The organism is Pseudomonas sp. SIMBA_068 (assembly GCF_046534705.1).
In the GTDB taxonomy this organism is placed as follows: domain Bacteria; phylum Pseudomonadota; class Gammaproteobacteria; order Pseudomonadales; family Pseudomonadaceae; genus Aquipseudomonas; species Aquipseudomonas putida.
In genome coordinates this window covers 1-15,643 of record NZ_JAWRYI010000014.1, presented here as the reverse complement: position 1 = coordinate 15,643, position 15,643 = coordinate 1, and the positions used below count along the sequence as shown (strand labels likewise).

The following is a 15,643-nucleotide window of genomic DNA, read 5'->3' as shown; positions in this document are numbered from 1 at the left end:
CCTGCGGTCACTGAAAAACCCGCAATCAGAAGCAAAAAATCGGTTAAACAGTAGTGATATTCATTGAAAAACCGCCCAAATGAGGGCGGTTCTGCTTATCACTTAGAGTCAGGCCAGGTTGATGCCCAACGCTTTGGCAATCCCTTCGCCATAGGCCGGGTCAGCCTTGAAGAAGTACTGCAACTGGCGCTGGATCACGTCTTCGCTGACACCTGCCATGGTGCCGGCGATGTTGCTGATCAGCAGTGCCTTCTGCTCATCGCTCATCAGGCGGAATAACGCGCCGGCGTGGCTGAAGTAGTCGGTGTCCTCACGGTGATCGTAACGGTCTGCCGAACCGTTCAGGGCCAGCGCGGGTTCAGCATGGCGTGGCGACTGCTTCGGTGCCTCAGCGTAGCTGTTGGGCTCGTAGTTCGGTGCACTGCCGTAACTGCCAGTGGCCATGGAGCCGTCGCGCTGGTAGCTGTTGACTGCGCAGCGTGGCGCATTCACCGGCAAATGCTGGTGGTTGGTGCCCACACGGTAGCGGTGTGCGTCTGCGTAAGCGAATACACGGCCCTGCAGCATGCGGTCCGGCGACAGGCCAACCCCTGGCACCATGTTGCTCGGCCCGAACGCAGCCTGCTCGACTTCGGCGAAGTAGTTGAGCGGGTTACGGTTGAGCTCCAGCACGCCCACCTCTATCAACGGATAATCCTTCTGCGACCAGGTCTTGGTGACGTCGAAGGGGTTCTCGTCGCGACTGGCTGCCTCGGCTTCGCTCATCACCTGAATGCATACGGTCCAACGCGGGTAGTCGCCACGTTCAATGGCTTCGAACAGGTCGCGCTGGGCGTAGTCCGGGTCAGTACCCGCCAGGCGTGCAGCATCTGCCGGCGCGAGGTTCTTGATACCTTGCTGGGTCTTGAAATGCCATTTGACCCAGGTACGCTCGCCCTTGGCGTTGATCAAGCTGTACGTGTGGCTGCCGAAGCCGTGCATATGGCGATAGCCGTCCGGAATACCACGGTCCGAGAACAGGATGGTGACCTGGTGCAGCGCCTCGGGCGAGTGCGACCAGAAGTCCCACATCATCTGGGCGTTCTTCAGGTTGGATTGCGGATGGCGCTTCTGGGTGTGGATAAAGTCCGGAAACTTCAGCGGGTCGCGAATGAAGAACACTGGCGTGTTGTTACCCACGATGTCCCAGTTGCCTTCCTCGGTGTAGAACTTGACGGCAAAGCCACGAGGATCTCGCTCGGTGTCTGCAGAGCCACGTTCGCCGCCGACAGTGGAGAACCGCAGGAAGGTTTCTGTTTGCTTGCCGATCTGCTCGAACAGCTTGGCGCTGGTGTAATGGGTGATATCGCGGTTGACGGTAAAGGTGCCGTAGGCGCCCGAGCCTTTGGCGTGCACGCGGCGCTCAGGAATGTTCTCGCGGTTGAAATGGGCGAGCTTCTCGATCAGGTGGAAGTCGTCGAGCAACAGCGGGCCACGCGGGCCGGCGGAACGGGAGTTCTGGTTGTCGGCTACTGGTGCACCGCTGGCGGTGGTAAGAATCTTGCTCATGGGCTCTCCTTATCGGTCTTCAAGCGCCGGCTAATCGGCTTGGAGAGAGTATTGACGAGCAAGGCTACAGGGACAAATTCATTACATGACTTGTATCAATAGAAATTAACAATACAGGCAGACACAAAAAACCGGGCACTAGGCCCGGTTCTTTGTAGCAGACAGAACGTCTTACTCAGCAGCTTCTACAGCACCGCCGACCGGACGATCAACCAGCTCGACGTACGCCATAGGCGCGTTGTCGCCAGCGCGGAAACCGCACTTCAGGATGCGCAGGTAGCCGCCCTGACGGGTGGCGTAACGCTTGCCCAGGTCGTTGAACAGTTTGCCAACAGCGGACTTCGAACGGGTACGGTCGAAGGCCAGACGACGGTTAGCAACGCTGTCTTCCTTGGCCAGGGTGATCAGCGGCTCGGCAACGCGGCGCAGTTCCTTGGCTTTCGGCAGGGTGGTTTTGATCAGCTCGTGCTCGATCAGCGACACTGCCATGTTCTGGAACATAGCCTTGCGGTGAGAGCTGGTACGGCTCAGGTGACGTCCACTTTTACGATGACGCATGATTCATTCCTTACCAAACACTACGTTCGGTGATTACGACGATCAGGCGGTCGCCTTGTCGTCTTTCTTAAGACTTGCAGGCGGCCAGTTGTCGAGGCGCATGCCGAGAGACAGACCACGAGAGGCCAGGACGTCCTTGATTTCAGTCAGGGACTTCTTGCCCAGGTTAGGAGTCTTCAACAGCTCTACTTCGGTACGCTGAATCAGGTCGCCGATGTAGTAGATGTTCTCCGCCTTGAGGCAGTTGGCCGAACGTACAGTCAGTTCCAGGTCGTCAACCGGACGCAGCAGGATCGGATCGATCTCGTCTTCCTGCTCGACTACGACGGGCTCACTGTCACCTTTGAGGTCGACGAACGCGGCCAACTGCTGTTGCAGGATGGTCGCAGCGCGGCGGATAGCCTCTTCAGGATCCAGGGTACCGTTGGTTTCCAGATCAATGACCAGCTTGTCCAAGTTGGTACGCTGTTCAACACGGGCGTTTTCGACCACATAGGCGATACGACGCACCGGGCTGAACGAAGCGTCCAACTGCAGACGGCCAATGCTACGGCTTTCGTCTTCGTCGGTTTGACGGGAGTCAGCCGGCTCGTAACCGCGACCACGAGCTACAGTGAGCTTCATGTTCAGGGCGCCGTTCGACGCCAGGTTCGCGATTACGTGATCGGGGTTGACGATCTCGACATCGTGATCCAGCTGAATATCGGCAGCGGTAACCACCCCCGAACCCTTTTTCGACAAGGTCAGCGTAACTTCGTCACGACCGTGCAGTTTGATAGCCAGGCCTTTCAGGTTCAACAGGATTTCAATTACGTCTTCCTGTACACCTTCGATCGCGGAGTACTCGTGGAGTACGCCATCGATCTCGGCCTCGACTACTGCACAGCCAGGCATGGAGGACAACAGGATGCGGCGCAGCGCGTTGCCCAGGGTATGGCCGAAACCACGCTCGAGAGGCTCGAGCGTAATCTTGGCGCGGGTCGGACTGACTACCTGCACATCAATGTGGCGGGGAGTCAGGAACTCATTTACCGAAATCTGCATGGATGCACCTATTTTCTAGCCCTTACTTGGAGTAGAGCTCGACAATCAGGTTTTCGTTGATGTCGGCAGACAGGTCGCTGCGAGCAGGAACGTTCTTGAAAACGCCCGACTTTTTAGCAGCATCCACGTCAACCCACTCAACGCGGCCACGCTGGGCGCACAGTTCAAGGGCTTGAACAATGCGCAGCTGGGCCAGCGACTTCTCGCGGACCGCGACCACGTCACCCGGACGAACTTGGTAGGATGGAATGTTTACAGTCTTACCGTTGACGCTGATCGCTTTGTGCGAAACCAGCTGGCGGGATTCGGAACGAGTCGAACCGAAGCCCATACGGTAGACGACGTTATCCAGACGGCACTCGAGCAGTTGCAGCAGGTTCTCACCGGTTGCGCCTTTTTTCGAGGCTGCAGCTTGGTAGTAACCGCGGAACTGACGCTCCAGAACACCGTAGATACGACGGACTTTTTGTTTCTCGCGCAGCTGGGTACCGTAGTCGGACTGACGGCCACGGCGCTGGCCGTGGATACCTGGGGCTGCTTCGATGTTGCACTTCGATTCCAGAGCGCGAACGCCGCTCTTCAGGAACAGATCGGTGCCTTCACGACGAGACAGTTTGCATTTTGGACCAATGTAACGTGCCATTCTTCTGTCTCCTGATTACACGCGACGCTTCTTCGGCGGACGGCACCCGTTATGCGGGATTGGCGTCACGTCGGTGATGCTGGCGATCTTGTAGCCGCAGCTGTTCAGTGCACGAACGGCGGATTCACGACCCGGACCTGGACCCTTGACGTTGACGTCGAGGTTCTTCAGGCCGTATTCCAGCGCAGCTTGACCAGCACGTTCAGCAGCAATCTGGGCTGCGAACGGAGTGGATTTGCGCGAACCACGGAAACCCGAACCACCGGAGGTCGCCCAGGACAAAGCATTGCCCTGACGGTCGGTGATGGTCACGATGGTGTTGTTGAAAGAAGCGTGGATGTGGGCGATGCCATCAACCACTGTCTTTTTGACTTTCTTACGAGGACGAGCAGCAGGTTTTGCCATGTCTATATTCCTGGGCGGTTACTTGCGGATCGGCTTACGCGGGCCCTTACGGGTGCGTGCGTTGGTCTTGGTGCGCTGACCGCGAACCGGCAGACCTTTACGATGACGCAGGCCGCGGTAGCAACCCAGGTCCATCAAGCGCTTGATCTTCATGTTGATGTCACGACGCAGGTCACCTTCGGTGGTGAACTTCGCAACTTCGCCACGCAGGGTTTCGATTTGCTCGTCGCTCAGATCCTTGATCTTAGCGGCTGGGTTTACACCAGCGTCTGCACAAATCTTCTGTGCAGTTGTGCGACCGACACCATAGATGTAGGTCAGCGAGATAACAGTATGCTTGTTATCTGGAATGTTGACGCCTGCAATACGGGCCATTCAGTGGGACTCCAATTGACAGCTACCTACGCCCCGGAAGCCAAGAAATAGGGCGCGAGATAATATCGCTGTAGAAACGAATAATCAACCCAGCAGCACACTAGCTGCTGGGTTTGAAGCGCAGATCACACTCAGCCTTGGCGCTGTTTGTGACGCGGTTCCGCGCTGCAGATCACTCGAACGACGCCTTCGCGACGGATGATCTTGCAGTTACGGCACAGCTTTTTCACCGATGCACGAACTTTCATTACCGACTCCTCGAACCTTAGGGGCGTATCAGCGCAGCAAACCGCTGCCGCCGTAGCCTTTCAGGTTGGCTTTCTTCATCAGGGATTCGTACTGGTGCGAAACGAGGTGCGATTGTACTTGGGACATGAAGTCCATCACAACCACTACCACAATCAGCAACGAGGTCCCGCCAAGGTAGAACGGCACATTTGCTGCCACCACCAGGAACTGGGGCAGAAGGCAGACGGCCATCATGTAAAGAGCACCGAACATGGTCAAACGAGTCAGAACGCCATCAATGTAGCGCGCAGACTGCTCACCAGGACGGATACCCGGAATAAAGGCACCGGACTTCTTCAGGTTTTCCGCTACGTCTTTCGGATTGAACATCAACGCTGTGTAGAAGAAGCAGAAGAAAATGATCCCTGCACTAAACAGCAAGATGTTCAACGGCTGACCAGGAGCGATCGACTGCGAGATGTCCTGCAGCCAGCCCATACCTTCGGACTGACCGAACCAGGCACCCAGCGAAGCCGGGAACAGCAAAATGCTGCTCGCGAAAATGGCCGGGATAACCCCCGCCATGTTCACTTTCAGCGGCAAGTGGCTGGTCTGCGCAGCAAAGACCTTACGGCCCTGCTGACGCTTGGCGTAGTGAACGGCGATACGACGCTGACCACGCTCAATGAACACCACAAAACCGATAATCGCTACTGCCAGCAAACCGATTGCGACCAGGGCGAAAATGTTGATATCGCCTGTGCGTGCAGACTCGAAAGACTGCCCGATTGCTCTCGGAAGACCGGCAACGATACCTGCGAAGATCAACATCGAGATACCGTTGCCCACACCGCGCTCGGTGATCTGCTCGCCCAGCCACATCATGAACATCGCGCCTGCCACGAAAGTGGAGACGGCAACGACATGGAAGCCCAGGCCCGCAGAAAACGCCACGCCCTGGTTGGCCAGGCCAATGGACATGCCAATGGCTTGAACCAGTGCCAGGATAACGGTGCCGTAGCGGGTGTACTGGCTGATCTTGCGACGGCCAGCTTCACCTTCCTTCTTCAACTGCTCCAGTTGCGGGCTGACCGCCGTCATCAGCTGCATGATGATCGATGCCGAAATGTACGGCATGATCCCCAGTGCAAAGATGCTCATGCGCTCAAGCGCGCCACCGGAAAACATGTTGAACAAGCTAAGAATGGTCCCCTCATTCTGCCGAAACAGATCCGCCAGACGGTCCGGATTGATGCCAGGAACCGGGATATGCGCACCTATCCGATAGACGATGATCGCCATGAACAGAAAGCGCAGACGAGCCCAGAGTTCCGACATCCCGCCCTTACCGAGCGAAGAGAGAGCACCTTGCTTAGCCATTTATTCCTCGAATTTGCCGCCAGCTGCTTCGATAGCCGCACGCGCACCCTTGGTGGCTGCGATGCCCTTGATGGTGACTGCGCGAGTAACTTCGCCAGACAGCATGATTTTCACACGCTGAATATGCTGGTTGATCACGTTGGCATCCTTCAAGGATTGCACGGAGATCACGTCGCCTTCCACTTTGGCCAGCTCGGACAGACGCACTTCGGCGCGGTCCATGGCTTTCAGGGAAACGAAGCCGAATTTCGGCAGACGACGGTGCAGCGGCTGTTGACCGCCTTCGAAGCCCGGAGCGATCGAACCACCCGAACGGGAGGTCTGACCTTTGTGGCCACGGCCGCCGGTCTTACCCAGACCGCTACCGATACCACGACCCGGACGATGCTTTTCGCGACGGGAACCCGGCGCTGGACTCAGATCATTGAGTTTCATCGATTAACCCTCGACGCGCAGCATGTAGTAAGCCTTGTTGATCATCCCGCGATTCTCGGGAGTATCCAGGACTTCTACAGTGTGACCGATGCGACGCAGACCCAGGCCCTTAACACACAGTTTGTGGTTAGGCAGACGACCCGAGACGCTCTTGATCAGCGTTACTTTTACGGTTGCCATGATCAGAAGATCTCCTCGACGCTCTTGCCGCGCTTGGCAGCAATGGATTCAGGAGATTGCATGGCTTTCAGACCCTTGAAAGTGGCGTAAACCACGTTCACTGGGTTGGTCGAACCGTAGCACTTGGCCAGAACGTTCTGAACACCAGCAACTTCCAGGACAGCACGCATTGCGCCACCAGCGATGATACCGGTACCTTCCGAAGCAGGCTGCATGTAAACCTTCGAGGCGCCGTGGGCAGCCTTGGTGGCGTACTGCAGGGTGGTGCCCTTCAGGTCTACCTGGATCATGTTGCGGCGAGCAGCTTCCATGGCTTTCTGAATCGCAGCAGGTACTTCGCGCGATTTGCCACGGCCGAAGCCCACACGACCTTTACCATCACCAACCACGGTCAACGCGGTGAAGGTGAAGATACGGCCGCCTTTTACGGTCTTGGCAACGCGGTTAACCTGAACCAGCTTCTCGATGTAGCCTTCGTCGCGCTTTTGATCGTTATTTGCCATAACTTAGAACTCCAGCCCGCCTTCACGAGCAGCATCAGCCAGCGCTTTGACGCGGCCATGGTACTTGAAGCCGGAACGGTCAAAGGCAACTTGAGATACACCGGCGGCTTTCGCACGCTCAGCTACCAGCTTGCCAACCTTAGTGGCCGCGTCGATGTTGCCAGTGGCGCCATCACGCAGGTCTTTGTCCAAGGTCGAGGCGCTTGCCAGAACCTTGCTGCCGTCGGCCGAAATGACCTGGGCATAGATGTGCTGCGAGGAGCGGAACACGCACAGGCGCACGACTTCGAGTTCGTGCATCTTGAGACGTGCTTTGCGAGCGCGACGCAGTCGAATAACTTTTTTGTCGGTCATTTACTAGGCCCTACTTCTTCTTGGCTTCTTTACGACGGACTACTTCGTCCGCGTAACGCACACCTTTGCCTTTGTAAGGCTCTGGCGGACGGAAGTCGCGGATTTCAGCGGCCACCTGACCTACCAGCTGCTTGTCGATACCCTTGATCAGGATGTCGGTCTGGCTAGGCGTTTCAGCGGTGATACCGGCTGGCAGTTCGTAGTCCACTGGGTGAGAGAAGCCCAGGGCCAGGTTCAGGACGGTGCCTTTAGCCTGTGCCTTGTAACCAACACCGACCAGCTGGAGCTTACGCTCGAAGCCTTGGCTTACGCCTTGGACCATGTTGTTAACCAGAGCGCGGGTGGTACCGGCCATGGCACGAGCTTGCTGGTCACCATTGCGAGCGACGAAACGCAGCTCACCAGACTCTTCGGTAACTTCAACAGACGAGTGAACGTTCAGTTCGAGAGTGCCCTTGGCACCCTTCACCGAAAGCTGCTGGCCTGCGAATTTGACTTCGACACCGGACGGCAGCTTAACGGGGTTCTTAGCGACGCGAGACATGTCTATCCCCCCTTAGAACACTGTGCACAGAACTTCGCCGCCGACACCGGCAGCGCGCGCAGCGCGATCAGTCATCACACCTTTGTTGGTGGAGACAATAGACACGCCCAGACCGCCACGTACTTTCGGCAGATCGGTGACGGCCTTGTACTGGCGCAGGCCTGGACGGCTGGAGCGCTTCAGTTCCTCGATGACCGGACGGCCTTCGAAGTACTTCAGTTCGATCGACAGGGAAGGCTTGGCTTCACCAGTTACCTGGTAGCCAGCGATGTAACCTTCGTCCTTCAGAACTTTGGCAACCGCGACCTTCAGGGTAGAAGAAGGCATGCTTACGACGGACTTTTCAGCCATCTGGGCATTACGGATGCGAGTTAGCATGTCCGCTAACGGGTCCTGCATACTCATGGGCTAGATGCTCCTGATACAAGAATTATTAGCCTTGCGGCTATGACAACCACCTGAGCGGATTGGGTAAAAAACCCAGGCTCGGGTGAGCCGGTCATTCTAGACACAAGGCAGAAACGAAACAAGCCCCATATAGGGGCTTGTTTCTTGGCGAGGTCACCGGCGGTCGGAAGATTGCTCCCCTTCCGCCGGGATCACACCGACAGCGATTACCAGGAGGCCTTGACCAGACCTGGTACGTCGCCGCGCATTGCAGCTTGACGCAGCATGTTACGGCCCAGGCCGAACTTACGGTATACACCGTGAGGACGACCGGTCAGGCGGCAACGGTTGCGCAGGCGCGAGGCGCTAGCGTCACGTGGCTGCTTCTGCAGAGCGACAACGGCAGCGAAACGCTCTTCTGGAGAGGCATTAACGTTGACGATGGTCGCTTTCAGCTCAGCACGCTTCTTAGCGAACTTGGCTACCGTCAGCTGACGCTTCAGCTCACGGTTTTTCATGCTCTTCTTGGCCATTTTCCTACTCCAATCAGTTGCGGAACGGGAACTTGAAAGCACGCAGCAGAGCGCGGCCTTCGTCGTCCGAACGAGCAGTGGTGGTCAGGGTGATGTCCAAACCGCGCAGAGCATCGATCTTGTCGTAATCGATTTCCGGGAAGATGATCTGCTCTTTCACGCCCATGCTGTAGTTGCCACGACCATCGAAGGACTTGGCATTCAGGCCGCGGAAGTCGCGAACCCGAGGCAGGGAGATCGCCAGCAGGCGGTCCAGGAATTCGTACATCTTGTCGCTACGCAGGGTCACCTTGACACCGATCGGCCATCCTTCGCGGACTTTGAAGCCAGCGATGGATTTGCGAGCGAAAGTCACGACCGGCTTTTGACCGGTGATCTTTTCCAGGTCAGCTACTGCGTGCTCGATGACTTTCTTGTCGCCGATCGCTTCGCCCAGACCCATGTTCAGGGTGATCTTGGTAACGCGCGGAACTTCCATCACGTTCGACAGCTTAAGTTCTTCCTTAAGCTTAGGAGCGATTTCGTTCCGGTAAATCTCTTTCAGTCGTGCCATGGTCTTCTACCTAGCAGTGTTCAAGCATCAACCGCTTTTTGGGTCGACTTGAAGACACGAATTTTCTTACCGTCTTCTACTTTGAAACCAACGCGGTCAGCCTTGTTGGTTTCGCCGTTGAAGATGGCAACGTTGGAAGCGTGCAGAGGCGCTTCTTTCTCGACGATACCGCCCTGAACGCCCGCCATCGGGTTAGGCTTGGTATGACGCTTGACCAGGTTCACACCACCGATGACCAGACGGTCATCAGCGAGAACCTTCAGCACCTTACCGCGCTTACCTTTGTCTTTGCCGGCGATCACGATGATCTCGTCGTCACGACGAATCTTTTGCATGTCGGATCTCCTTACAGCACTTCAGGGGCGAGCGAGACGATCTTCATGAACTTCTCAGTACGAAGTTCACGGGTCACTGGCCCGAAGATGCGAGTGCCGATCGGCTCTTGCTTGTTGTTCAGCAGAACAGCAGCGTTGCCGTCGAAACGAATGATGGAACCGTCAGCGCGACGAACACCGTGACGGGTGCGCACGACAACAGCAGTCATCACTTGGCCTTTTTTGACCTTACCGCGCGGAATTGCTTCCTTGACAGTAACCTTGATGATGTCACCGATGCCGGCGTAACGACGGTGCGAGCCGCCGAGCACCTTGATGCACATGACGCGACGAGCGCCGCTGTTATCGGCCACATCGAGCATGGATTGAGTCTGAATCATAAAATTTCTCCGACCCCTAGCCCTTAGACTTCAACAGCGCGTTCGAGGACTTCAACCAGTGCCCAGGACTTGGTCTTGGCCAGCGGACGGGTTTCGGTAATCGAAACCTTGTCGCCGATCTTGCACTGGTTGGTTTCGTCGTGCGCGTGCAGCTTAGTCGAACGCTTAACGTATTTACCGTAGATCGGGTGCTTAACGCGACGCTCGATCAGAACGGTGATGGTCTTGTCCATTTTGTCGCTGACGACACGGCCAGTCAGCGTACGGACGGTTTTTTCAGCTTCAGCCATGATCACTTACCTGCCTGCTGGTTGAGCACAGTTTTCACGCGAGCGATGTCACGCTTAACTTGCGAGAGCAGGTGCGACTGCCCCAACTGGCCAGTTGCTTTCTGCATACGCAGATTGAACTGGTCACGCAGCAAGCCGAGCAGTTGCTCGTTCAGCTGCTGTGCCGATTTTTCACGAAGTTCATTCGCTTTCATCACATCACCGTCCGCTTAACAAAGGAGGTGGCGAGAGGCAGCTTTGCAGCAGCCAGGGCGAAAGCTTCGCGCGCCAGCTCTTCAGAAACACCCTCGATCTCGTACAGGACTTTGCCTGGCTGGATCTGGGCAACCCAGTATTCCACGGAGCCCTTACCTTTACCCATACGAACCTCGAGAGGCTTCTTGGAGATCGGCTTGTCCGGGAACACACGGATCCAGATCTTGCCGCCACGTTTAACGTGACGGGTCAGCGCACGACGTGCGGACTCGATCTGGCGAGCGGTGAGGCGACCGCGAGCAACAGCTTTCAGGGCGAATTCGCCGAAGCTGACTTTGCTACCGCGCAGTGCCAGACCACGGTTGTGGCCGGTCATCTGCTTGCGGAATTTTGTACGCTTTGGTTGCAACATTTGGCGTACCCCTTACTTAGCAGCTTTTTTACGAGGCGCTGGTGCTTGTGGTTTCAGTTCTTCTTGGCGACCACCAATAACTTCGCCTTTGAAGATCCAAACCTTCACACCGATCACACCGTAAGTGGTGTGAGCTTCGTAGGTGTTGTAGTCGATATCGGCACGCAGGGTGTGCAGAGGCACACGACCTTCGCGATACCACTCGGTACGAGCAATCTCGGCACCGCCGAGACGACCGCTCACCTGGATCTTGATGCCCTTGGCACCAATACGCATGGCGTTCTGTACGGCGCGCTTCATGGCGCGACGGAACATTACGCGGCGTTCCAGCTGCTGAGCTACGCTCTGCGCAACCAGCATAGCGTCGAGTTCCGGCTTGCGGATCTCTTCGATGTTGATGTGCACAGGCACACCCATCTGCTTGGTCAGGTCCTGACGCAGCTTCTCAACATCTTCACCTTTCTTGCCGATAACGATACCGGGACGAGCAGTGTGGATGGTGATGCGTGCAGTTTGAGCCGGACGATGAATATCGATACGGCTTACGGACGCGCTTTTTAGTTTGTCTTGGAGGTACTCACGCGTTTTCAGATCCTTCAAGAGGTAATCTGCGTAAGTAGCACCGTCTGCGTACCAGACGGAGGTGTGCTCCTTGACGATTCCCAGGCGAATGCCAGTGGGATGTACTTTCTGACCCATCTGATCGACTCCGTTACTTGTCCGCAACCTTGACAGTGATATGGCAAGACCGCTTGACGATGCGATCAGCACGGCCTTTGGCACGTGGCATGATACGCTTCAGCGAACGCCCTTCGTTGACGAAGACGGTGGAGACCTTCAGGTCATCAACGTCTGCGCCTTCGTTGTGTTCGGCGTTGGCTACGGCCGACTCGAGGACTTTCTTCATGATTTCAGCGGCTTTTTTGCTGCTGAAGGCCAACAGGTTGAGCGCTTCGCCCACCTTCTTCCCGCGGATCTGGTCGGCGACCAAGCGGGCTTTCTGGGCGGAGATGCGAGCGCCCGACAACTTAGCGGCTACTTCCATTTCCTTACCCCTTAACGCTTGGCTTTCTTGTCAGCCACGTGCCCGCGATAGGTGCGGGTACCGGCGAACTCGCCCAGTTTGTGGCCGACCATGTCTTCGTTCACGAGAACTGGAACATGCTGGCGACCGTTGTGAACCGCGATGGTCAGACCGACCATTTGTGGCAGGATCATCGAGCGACGCGACCAGGTTTTAACTGGCTTGCGATCGTTCTTCTCCACCGCCACTTCGACCTTCTTCAACAGGTGAAGATCGATAAAAGGACCTTTTTTCAGAGAACGTGGCACTGTCGTATCCCTCTAGTTACTTGCGACGACGGACGATCATGTTGTCGGTACGCTTATTACCACGGGTTTTAGCACCCTTGGTTGGGAAGCCCCATGGCGATACCGGATGACGACCACCGGAGGTACGACCTTCACCACCACCATGTGGGTGGTCAACCGGGTTCATGGCAACGCCACGAACGGTTGGGCGAACGCCGCGCCAGCGTTTGGCACCTGCTTTACCCAGCGAACGCAGGCTGTGCTCGGAGTTCGAGACTTCGCCCAGGGTCGCACGGCACTCAGCCAGTACTTTACGCATTTCACCGGAACGCAGACGCAGAGTCACGTATACGCCGTCACGAGCGATCAGCTGAGCCGAAGCACCAGCGGAACGAGCGATCTGAGCACCTTTACCCGGCTTCAGTTCGACGCCGTGAATGGTGCTACCTACTGGGATGTTGCGCAGCTGCAGGGAGTTACCGGCCTTGATTGGGGCCAGGGCACCTGCGATCAGCTGGTCGCCAGCGCTCACGCCTTTAGGGGCGATGATGTAGCGACGCTCACCGTCTGCGTAGCACAGCAGGGCGATGTGAGCAGTACGGTTTGGATCGTATTCGATACGCTCGACAGTGGCTGGGATGCCATCTTTGTCGTTGCGACGGAAGTCGACCAGACGGTAATGCTGCTTATGACCACCACCAACGTGACGAGTGGTAATACGGCCATTGTTGTTACGACCACCAGACTTCGATTTCTTCTCGAGCAGCGGTGCGTGAGGAGCGCCTTTGTGCAGCTCCTTGTTGACCACCTTGACCACGAAACGGCGGCCAGGGGAAGTCGGTTTGCATTTAACGATTGCCATGATGCACCCCTTCCTTACTCAGCACTGCTGCTGAAATCGAGATCTTGGCCTGGCTGAAGGGAGACGATCGCCTTCTTCCAGTCATTGCGCTTGCCCAGACCACGTGCGGTACGCTTGGTTTTACCCAGAACGTTAACAGTCGACACGTTTTCAACTTTTACGTTGAACAGGCCTTCGACAGCTTTCTTGATTTCCAGCTTGGTTGCATCGGTAGCAACCTTGAATACGAACTGGCCTTTTTTCTCAGCCAGAACGGTAGCCTTCTCGGAAACGTGCGGGCCAAGGAGGACTTTAAATACGCGTTCCTGGTTCATCCCAGCAGCTCCTCGAATTTCTTCACGGCCGAGACAGTGATCAACACTTTCTCGTATGCGATCAGACTGACCGGGTCGGAACCCTGTACGTCACGTACATCGACGTGCGGCAGGTTGCGAGCAGCCAGGTACAGGTTCTGATCAACAGCGTCGGAGACGATCAGTACGTCGCTCAGACCCATGCCGTTCAGCTTGTTCAGCAGATCTTTGGTTTTCGGTGCTTCAACAGCGAAGTCCTGAACCACGACCAGACGGTCGCTACGCACCAGCTCAGCGAGGATGGAGCGCAGAGCTGCGCGATACATCTTCTTGTTGAGCTTCTGCGAGTGATCTTGAGGGCGAGCTGCGAAGGTTACACCACCGCCACGCCAGATCGGACCACGAGTGGTACCAGCACGAGCACGGCCAGTACCCTTCTGACGCCATGGGCGCTTACCGCCACCAGCCACGTCGGAACGGGTCTTTTGCTGCTTGGTGCCCTGACGGCCGCCGGCCATGTAGGCCACGACTGCTTGGTGAACCAGCGTCTCGTTGAATTCGCCACCGAAAGTCAGTTCGGAAACTTCGATCGCCTGAGCGTCATTTACATTGAGTTGCATGTCAGTTTCCCCTTAACCGCGAGCCTTGACAGCTGGACGTACAACCACGTCGCCGCCAGTAGCGCCAGGAACGGCACCCTTGACGAGCAGCAGGTTGCGTTCAGCGTCTACGCGAACTACTTCCAGGGACTGAACAGTCACGCGCTCGGCGCCCATGTGACCGGACATTTTCTTGCCCTTGAACACACGACCAGGAGTCTGGCACTGGCCGATGGAACCAGGCACACGGTGCGACACGGAGTTACCGTGGGTGTTGTCCTGGCCACGGAAGTTCCAGCGCTTGATGGTACCGGCGAAGCCTTTACCTTTGGACTGACCAGTAACGTCTACCAGCTGGCCTGCAGTGAAGAGTTCAGCTTTGATCAGATCGCCAGCCTGGAAATCGCCTTCTTCAAGACGGAACTCCCAAACACCGCGACCAGCGGCAACGTTAGCCTTGGCGAAATGGCCTGCCTGAGCGGCAGTCACACGCGAAGCACGACGCTCGCCGACAGTGACTTGCACTGCACGGTAGCCATCGGTTTCCTCAGTTTTGAACTGGGTGACGCGATTCGGTTCGATCTCAATGACCGTGACCGGAATGGAGACACCTTCTTCGGTGAAAATGCGGGTCATACCGCATTTGCGACCGATTACACCAATAGTCATGTTGTAAACCTCATGAGTGTACGGGGCTTTCACCCGCTATGGCCGCCCATTTCAGAGCGTTACACGACTAGACCGAAGTCTTAGCCGAGGCTGATCTGAACTTCCACACCTGCCGCCAGATCAAGCTTCATCAGCGCGTCAACGGTTTTATCCGTTGGCTGGACGATGTCCAGAACACGCTTATGAGTGCGAATCTCGTACTGGTCACGCGCGTCTTTGTTGACGTGCGGGGAGACCAGAACGGTGAAACGCTCTTTGCGGGTAGGCAGTGGAATCGGACCACGCACTTGTGCACCAGTACGTTTCGCGGTTTCCACGATTTCCTGGGTGGATTGGTCGATCAGGCGATGGTCGAAAGCCTTCAACCTGATACGGATTTGCTGATTTTGCATTGGATTTCAGACTCCAGGCTGTTCCCAACGGACGCACTACGCCCGCTAAAAGGAGGCGTGATTCTATAGACGCCCCAATTTAGTGTCAACCCAATAAAAAAAGCCCCCGCTGAGCGGAGGCCTTTTTCAATCGGTCGAGTGATTACTCGATGATTTTGGCTACGACGCCGGCGCCGACGGTACGACCGCCTTCACGGATAGCGAAGCGCAGACCGTCTTCCATTGCGATGGTCTT

At 56.5% G+C, this 15,643-nt stretch carries 29 protein-coding genes and 1 pseudogene; all 30 read right to left on the bottom strand.

The window, feature by feature from the left end:
• Positions 1–108: 108 nt before the first annotated feature.
• The gene (locus SB756_RS25350; protein ID WP_341797422.1) at positions 109–1,548 is read right to left on the bottom strand and encodes a catalase; all 1,440 of its coding nucleotides are present in this window, start codon (positions 1,546–1,548) and stop codon (positions 109–111) included.
• Between the two features lie 171 nt (positions 1,549–1,719).
• Positions 1,720–2,106 carry a 50S ribosomal protein L17 gene (rplQ, locus tag SB756_RS25345; RefSeq protein ID WP_003255451.1) on the bottom strand — a complete coding sequence of 129 codons (387 nt, stop codon included), beginning with the start codon at positions 2,104–2,106 and terminating at the stop codon, positions 1,720–1,722.
• 42 nt (positions 2,107–2,148) lie between these two features.
• The gene (locus SB756_RS25340; RefSeq protein WP_003255452.1) at positions 2,149–3,150 is read right to left on the bottom strand and encodes a DNA-directed RNA polymerase subunit alpha; all 1,002 of its coding nucleotides are present in this window, start codon (positions 3,148–3,150) and stop codon (positions 2,149–2,151) included.
• Positions 3,151–3,172: 22 nt separating this feature from the next.
• Positions 3,173–3,793 carry a 30S ribosomal protein S4 gene (gene rpsD / locus SB756_RS25335; protein WP_012270238.1) on the bottom strand — a complete coding sequence of 207 codons (621 nt, stop codon included), beginning with the start codon at positions 3,791–3,793 and terminating at the stop codon, positions 3,173–3,175.
• Positions 3,794–3,808: 15 nt separating this feature from the next.
• Complete coding sequence (rpsK, locus tag SB756_RS25330; RefSeq protein WP_003255454.1) at positions 3,809–4,198, bottom strand: 30S ribosomal protein S11; 390 nt, start codon at positions 4,196–4,198, stop codon at positions 3,809–3,811.
• 18 nt (positions 4,199–4,216) lie between these two features.
• Positions 4,217–4,573 carry a 30S ribosomal protein S13 gene (gene rpsM / locus SB756_RS25325; protein ID WP_003255457.1) on the bottom strand — a complete coding sequence of 119 codons (357 nt, stop codon included), beginning with the start codon at positions 4,571–4,573 and terminating at the stop codon, positions 4,217–4,219.
• 131 nt (positions 4,574–4,704) lie between these two features.
• Entirely contained in the window at positions 4,705–4,821 is a 117-nt protein-coding gene (rpmJ, locus tag SB756_RS25320; RefSeq protein ID WP_002555468.1) for a 50S ribosomal protein L36, read from the bottom strand.
• Between the two features lie 28 nt (positions 4,822–4,849).
• Positions 4,850–6,181: a preprotein translocase subunit SecY gene (gene secY, locus SB756_RS25315; protein ID WP_003255459.1), complete on the bottom strand. Its 1,332-nt coding sequence runs from the start codon at positions 6,179–6,181 to the stop codon at positions 4,850–4,852.
• The gene (gene rplO / locus SB756_RS25310) at positions 6,182–6,616 is read right to left on the bottom strand and encodes a 50S ribosomal protein L15 (RefSeq protein WP_003255461.1); all 435 of its coding nucleotides are present in this window, start codon (positions 6,614–6,616) and stop codon (positions 6,182–6,184) included.
• 3 nt (positions 6,617–6,619) lie between these two features.
• Positions 6,620–6,796: a 50S ribosomal protein L30 gene (gene rpmD, locus SB756_RS25305; protein ID WP_016497744.1), complete on the bottom strand. Its 177-nt coding sequence runs from the start codon at positions 6,794–6,796 to the stop codon at positions 6,620–6,622.
• A gap of 2 nt (positions 6,797–6,798) precedes the next feature.
• The gene (gene rpsE / locus SB756_RS25300; RefSeq protein WP_003255465.1) at positions 6,799–7,299 is read right to left on the bottom strand and encodes a 30S ribosomal protein S5; all 501 of its coding nucleotides are present in this window, start codon (positions 7,297–7,299) and stop codon (positions 6,799–6,801) included.
• 3 nt (positions 7,300–7,302) lie between these two features.
• Entirely contained in the window at positions 7,303–7,653 is a 351-nt protein-coding gene (rplR, locus tag SB756_RS25295) for a 50S ribosomal protein L18 (RefSeq protein ID WP_003255467.1), read from the bottom strand.
• 10 nt (positions 7,654–7,663) lie between these two features.
• Positions 7,664–8,197, bottom strand: coding sequence for a 50S ribosomal protein L6 (rplF, locus tag SB756_RS25290; RefSeq protein ID WP_003255469.1), 534 nt, complete (start codon positions 8,195–8,197; stop codon positions 7,664–7,666).
• Positions 8,198–8,209: 12 nt separating this feature from the next.
• A complete protein-coding gene (rpsH, locus tag SB756_RS25285; protein ID WP_003255471.1) occupies positions 8,210–8,602 on the bottom strand; it encodes a 30S ribosomal protein S8 in 393 nt (130 codons plus the stop codon).
• Positions 8,603–8,811: 209 nt separating this feature from the next.
• Positions 8,812–9,117 (bottom strand): 30S ribosomal protein S14, encoded by a 306-nt coding sequence (rpsN, locus tag SB756_RS25280; protein ID WP_009681970.1) that lies wholly within the window; start codon positions 9,115–9,117, stop codon positions 8,812–8,814.
• 13 nt (positions 9,118–9,130) lie between these two features.
• Positions 9,131–9,670 (bottom strand): 50S ribosomal protein L5, encoded by a 540-nt coding sequence (gene rplE / locus SB756_RS25275; RefSeq protein WP_003255474.1) that lies wholly within the window; start codon positions 9,668–9,670, stop codon positions 9,131–9,133.
• A gap of 20 nt (positions 9,671–9,690) precedes the next feature.
• Complete coding sequence (rplX, locus tag SB756_RS25270) at positions 9,691–10,005, bottom strand: 50S ribosomal protein L24 (RefSeq protein ID WP_003255476.1); 315 nt, start codon at positions 10,003–10,005, stop codon at positions 9,691–9,693.
• 11 nt (positions 10,006–10,016) lie between these two features.
• Positions 10,017–10,385, bottom strand: a complete 369-nt coding sequence (gene rplN / locus SB756_RS25265; RefSeq protein WP_002555479.1) for a 50S ribosomal protein L14 — start codon at positions 10,383–10,385, stop codon at positions 10,017–10,019.
• Positions 10,386–10,408: 23 nt separating this feature from the next.
• Positions 10,409–10,675 (bottom strand): 30S ribosomal protein S17, encoded by a 267-nt coding sequence (rpsQ, locus tag SB756_RS25260; protein WP_023534981.1) that lies wholly within the window; start codon positions 10,673–10,675, stop codon positions 10,409–10,411.
• A 2-nt stretch (positions 10,676–10,677) separates the two neighbouring features.
• On the bottom strand, positions 10,678–10,869 hold the full coding sequence (gene rpmC, locus SB756_RS25255) for a 50S ribosomal protein L29 (protein ID WP_002555481.1): 192 nt from the start codon (positions 10,867–10,869) through the stop codon (positions 10,678–10,680).
• Complete coding sequence (gene rplP, locus SB756_RS25250) at positions 10,869–11,282, bottom strand: 50S ribosomal protein L16 (protein ID WP_003255479.1); 414 nt, start codon at positions 11,280–11,282, stop codon at positions 10,869–10,871. Before rplP ends, rpmC begins: the two co-directional genes overlap by 1 nt.
• 12 nt (positions 11,283–11,294) lie before the next feature.
• On the bottom strand, positions 11,295–11,981 hold the full coding sequence (rpsC, locus tag SB756_RS25245; protein ID WP_003255481.1) for a 30S ribosomal protein S3: 687 nt from the start codon (positions 11,979–11,981) through the stop codon (positions 11,295–11,297).
• Between the two features lie 13 nt (positions 11,982–11,994).
• A complete protein-coding gene (rplV, locus tag SB756_RS25240) occupies positions 11,995–12,327 on the bottom strand; it encodes a 50S ribosomal protein L22 (RefSeq protein WP_003103908.1) in 333 nt (110 codons plus the stop codon).
• A gap of 11 nt (positions 12,328–12,338) precedes the next feature.
• Positions 12,339–12,614, bottom strand: a complete 276-nt coding sequence (rpsS, locus tag SB756_RS25235) for a 30S ribosomal protein S19 (RefSeq protein WP_003255482.1) — start codon at positions 12,612–12,614, stop codon at positions 12,339–12,341.
• Positions 12,615–12,630: 16 nt separating this feature from the next.
• Positions 12,631–13,455 (bottom strand): 50S ribosomal protein L2, encoded by an 825-nt coding sequence (gene rplB, locus SB756_RS25230; RefSeq protein WP_008089816.1) that lies wholly within the window; start codon positions 13,453–13,455, stop codon positions 12,631–12,633.
• Positions 13,456–13,469: 14 nt separating this feature from the next.
• On the bottom strand, positions 13,470–13,769 hold the full coding sequence (gene rplW / locus SB756_RS25225) for a 50S ribosomal protein L23 (RefSeq protein ID WP_003255484.1): 300 nt from the start codon (positions 13,767–13,769) through the stop codon (positions 13,470–13,472).
• A complete protein-coding gene (rplD, locus tag SB756_RS25220; RefSeq protein WP_003255485.1) occupies positions 13,766–14,368 on the bottom strand; it encodes a 50S ribosomal protein L4 in 603 nt (200 codons plus the stop codon). The genes rplW and rplD overlap by 4 nt, the downstream gene beginning before the upstream one ends.
• Before the next feature lie 12 nt (positions 14,369–14,380).
• Positions 14,381–15,016 (bottom strand): 50S ribosomal protein L3, encoded by a 636-nt coding sequence (rplC, locus tag SB756_RS25215; protein WP_003257089.1) that lies wholly within the window; start codon positions 15,014–15,016, stop codon positions 14,381–14,383.
• An 80-nt stretch (positions 15,017–15,096) separates the two neighbouring features.
• Complete coding sequence (gene rpsJ / locus SB756_RS25210; protein ID WP_003186070.1) at positions 15,097–15,408, bottom strand: 30S ribosomal protein S10; 312 nt, start codon at positions 15,406–15,408, stop codon at positions 15,097–15,099.
• 142 nt (positions 15,409–15,550) lie between these two features.
• Positions 15,551–15,643, bottom strand: a pseudogene (locus SB756_RS25205) (elongation factor Tu); the annotation flags it as partial.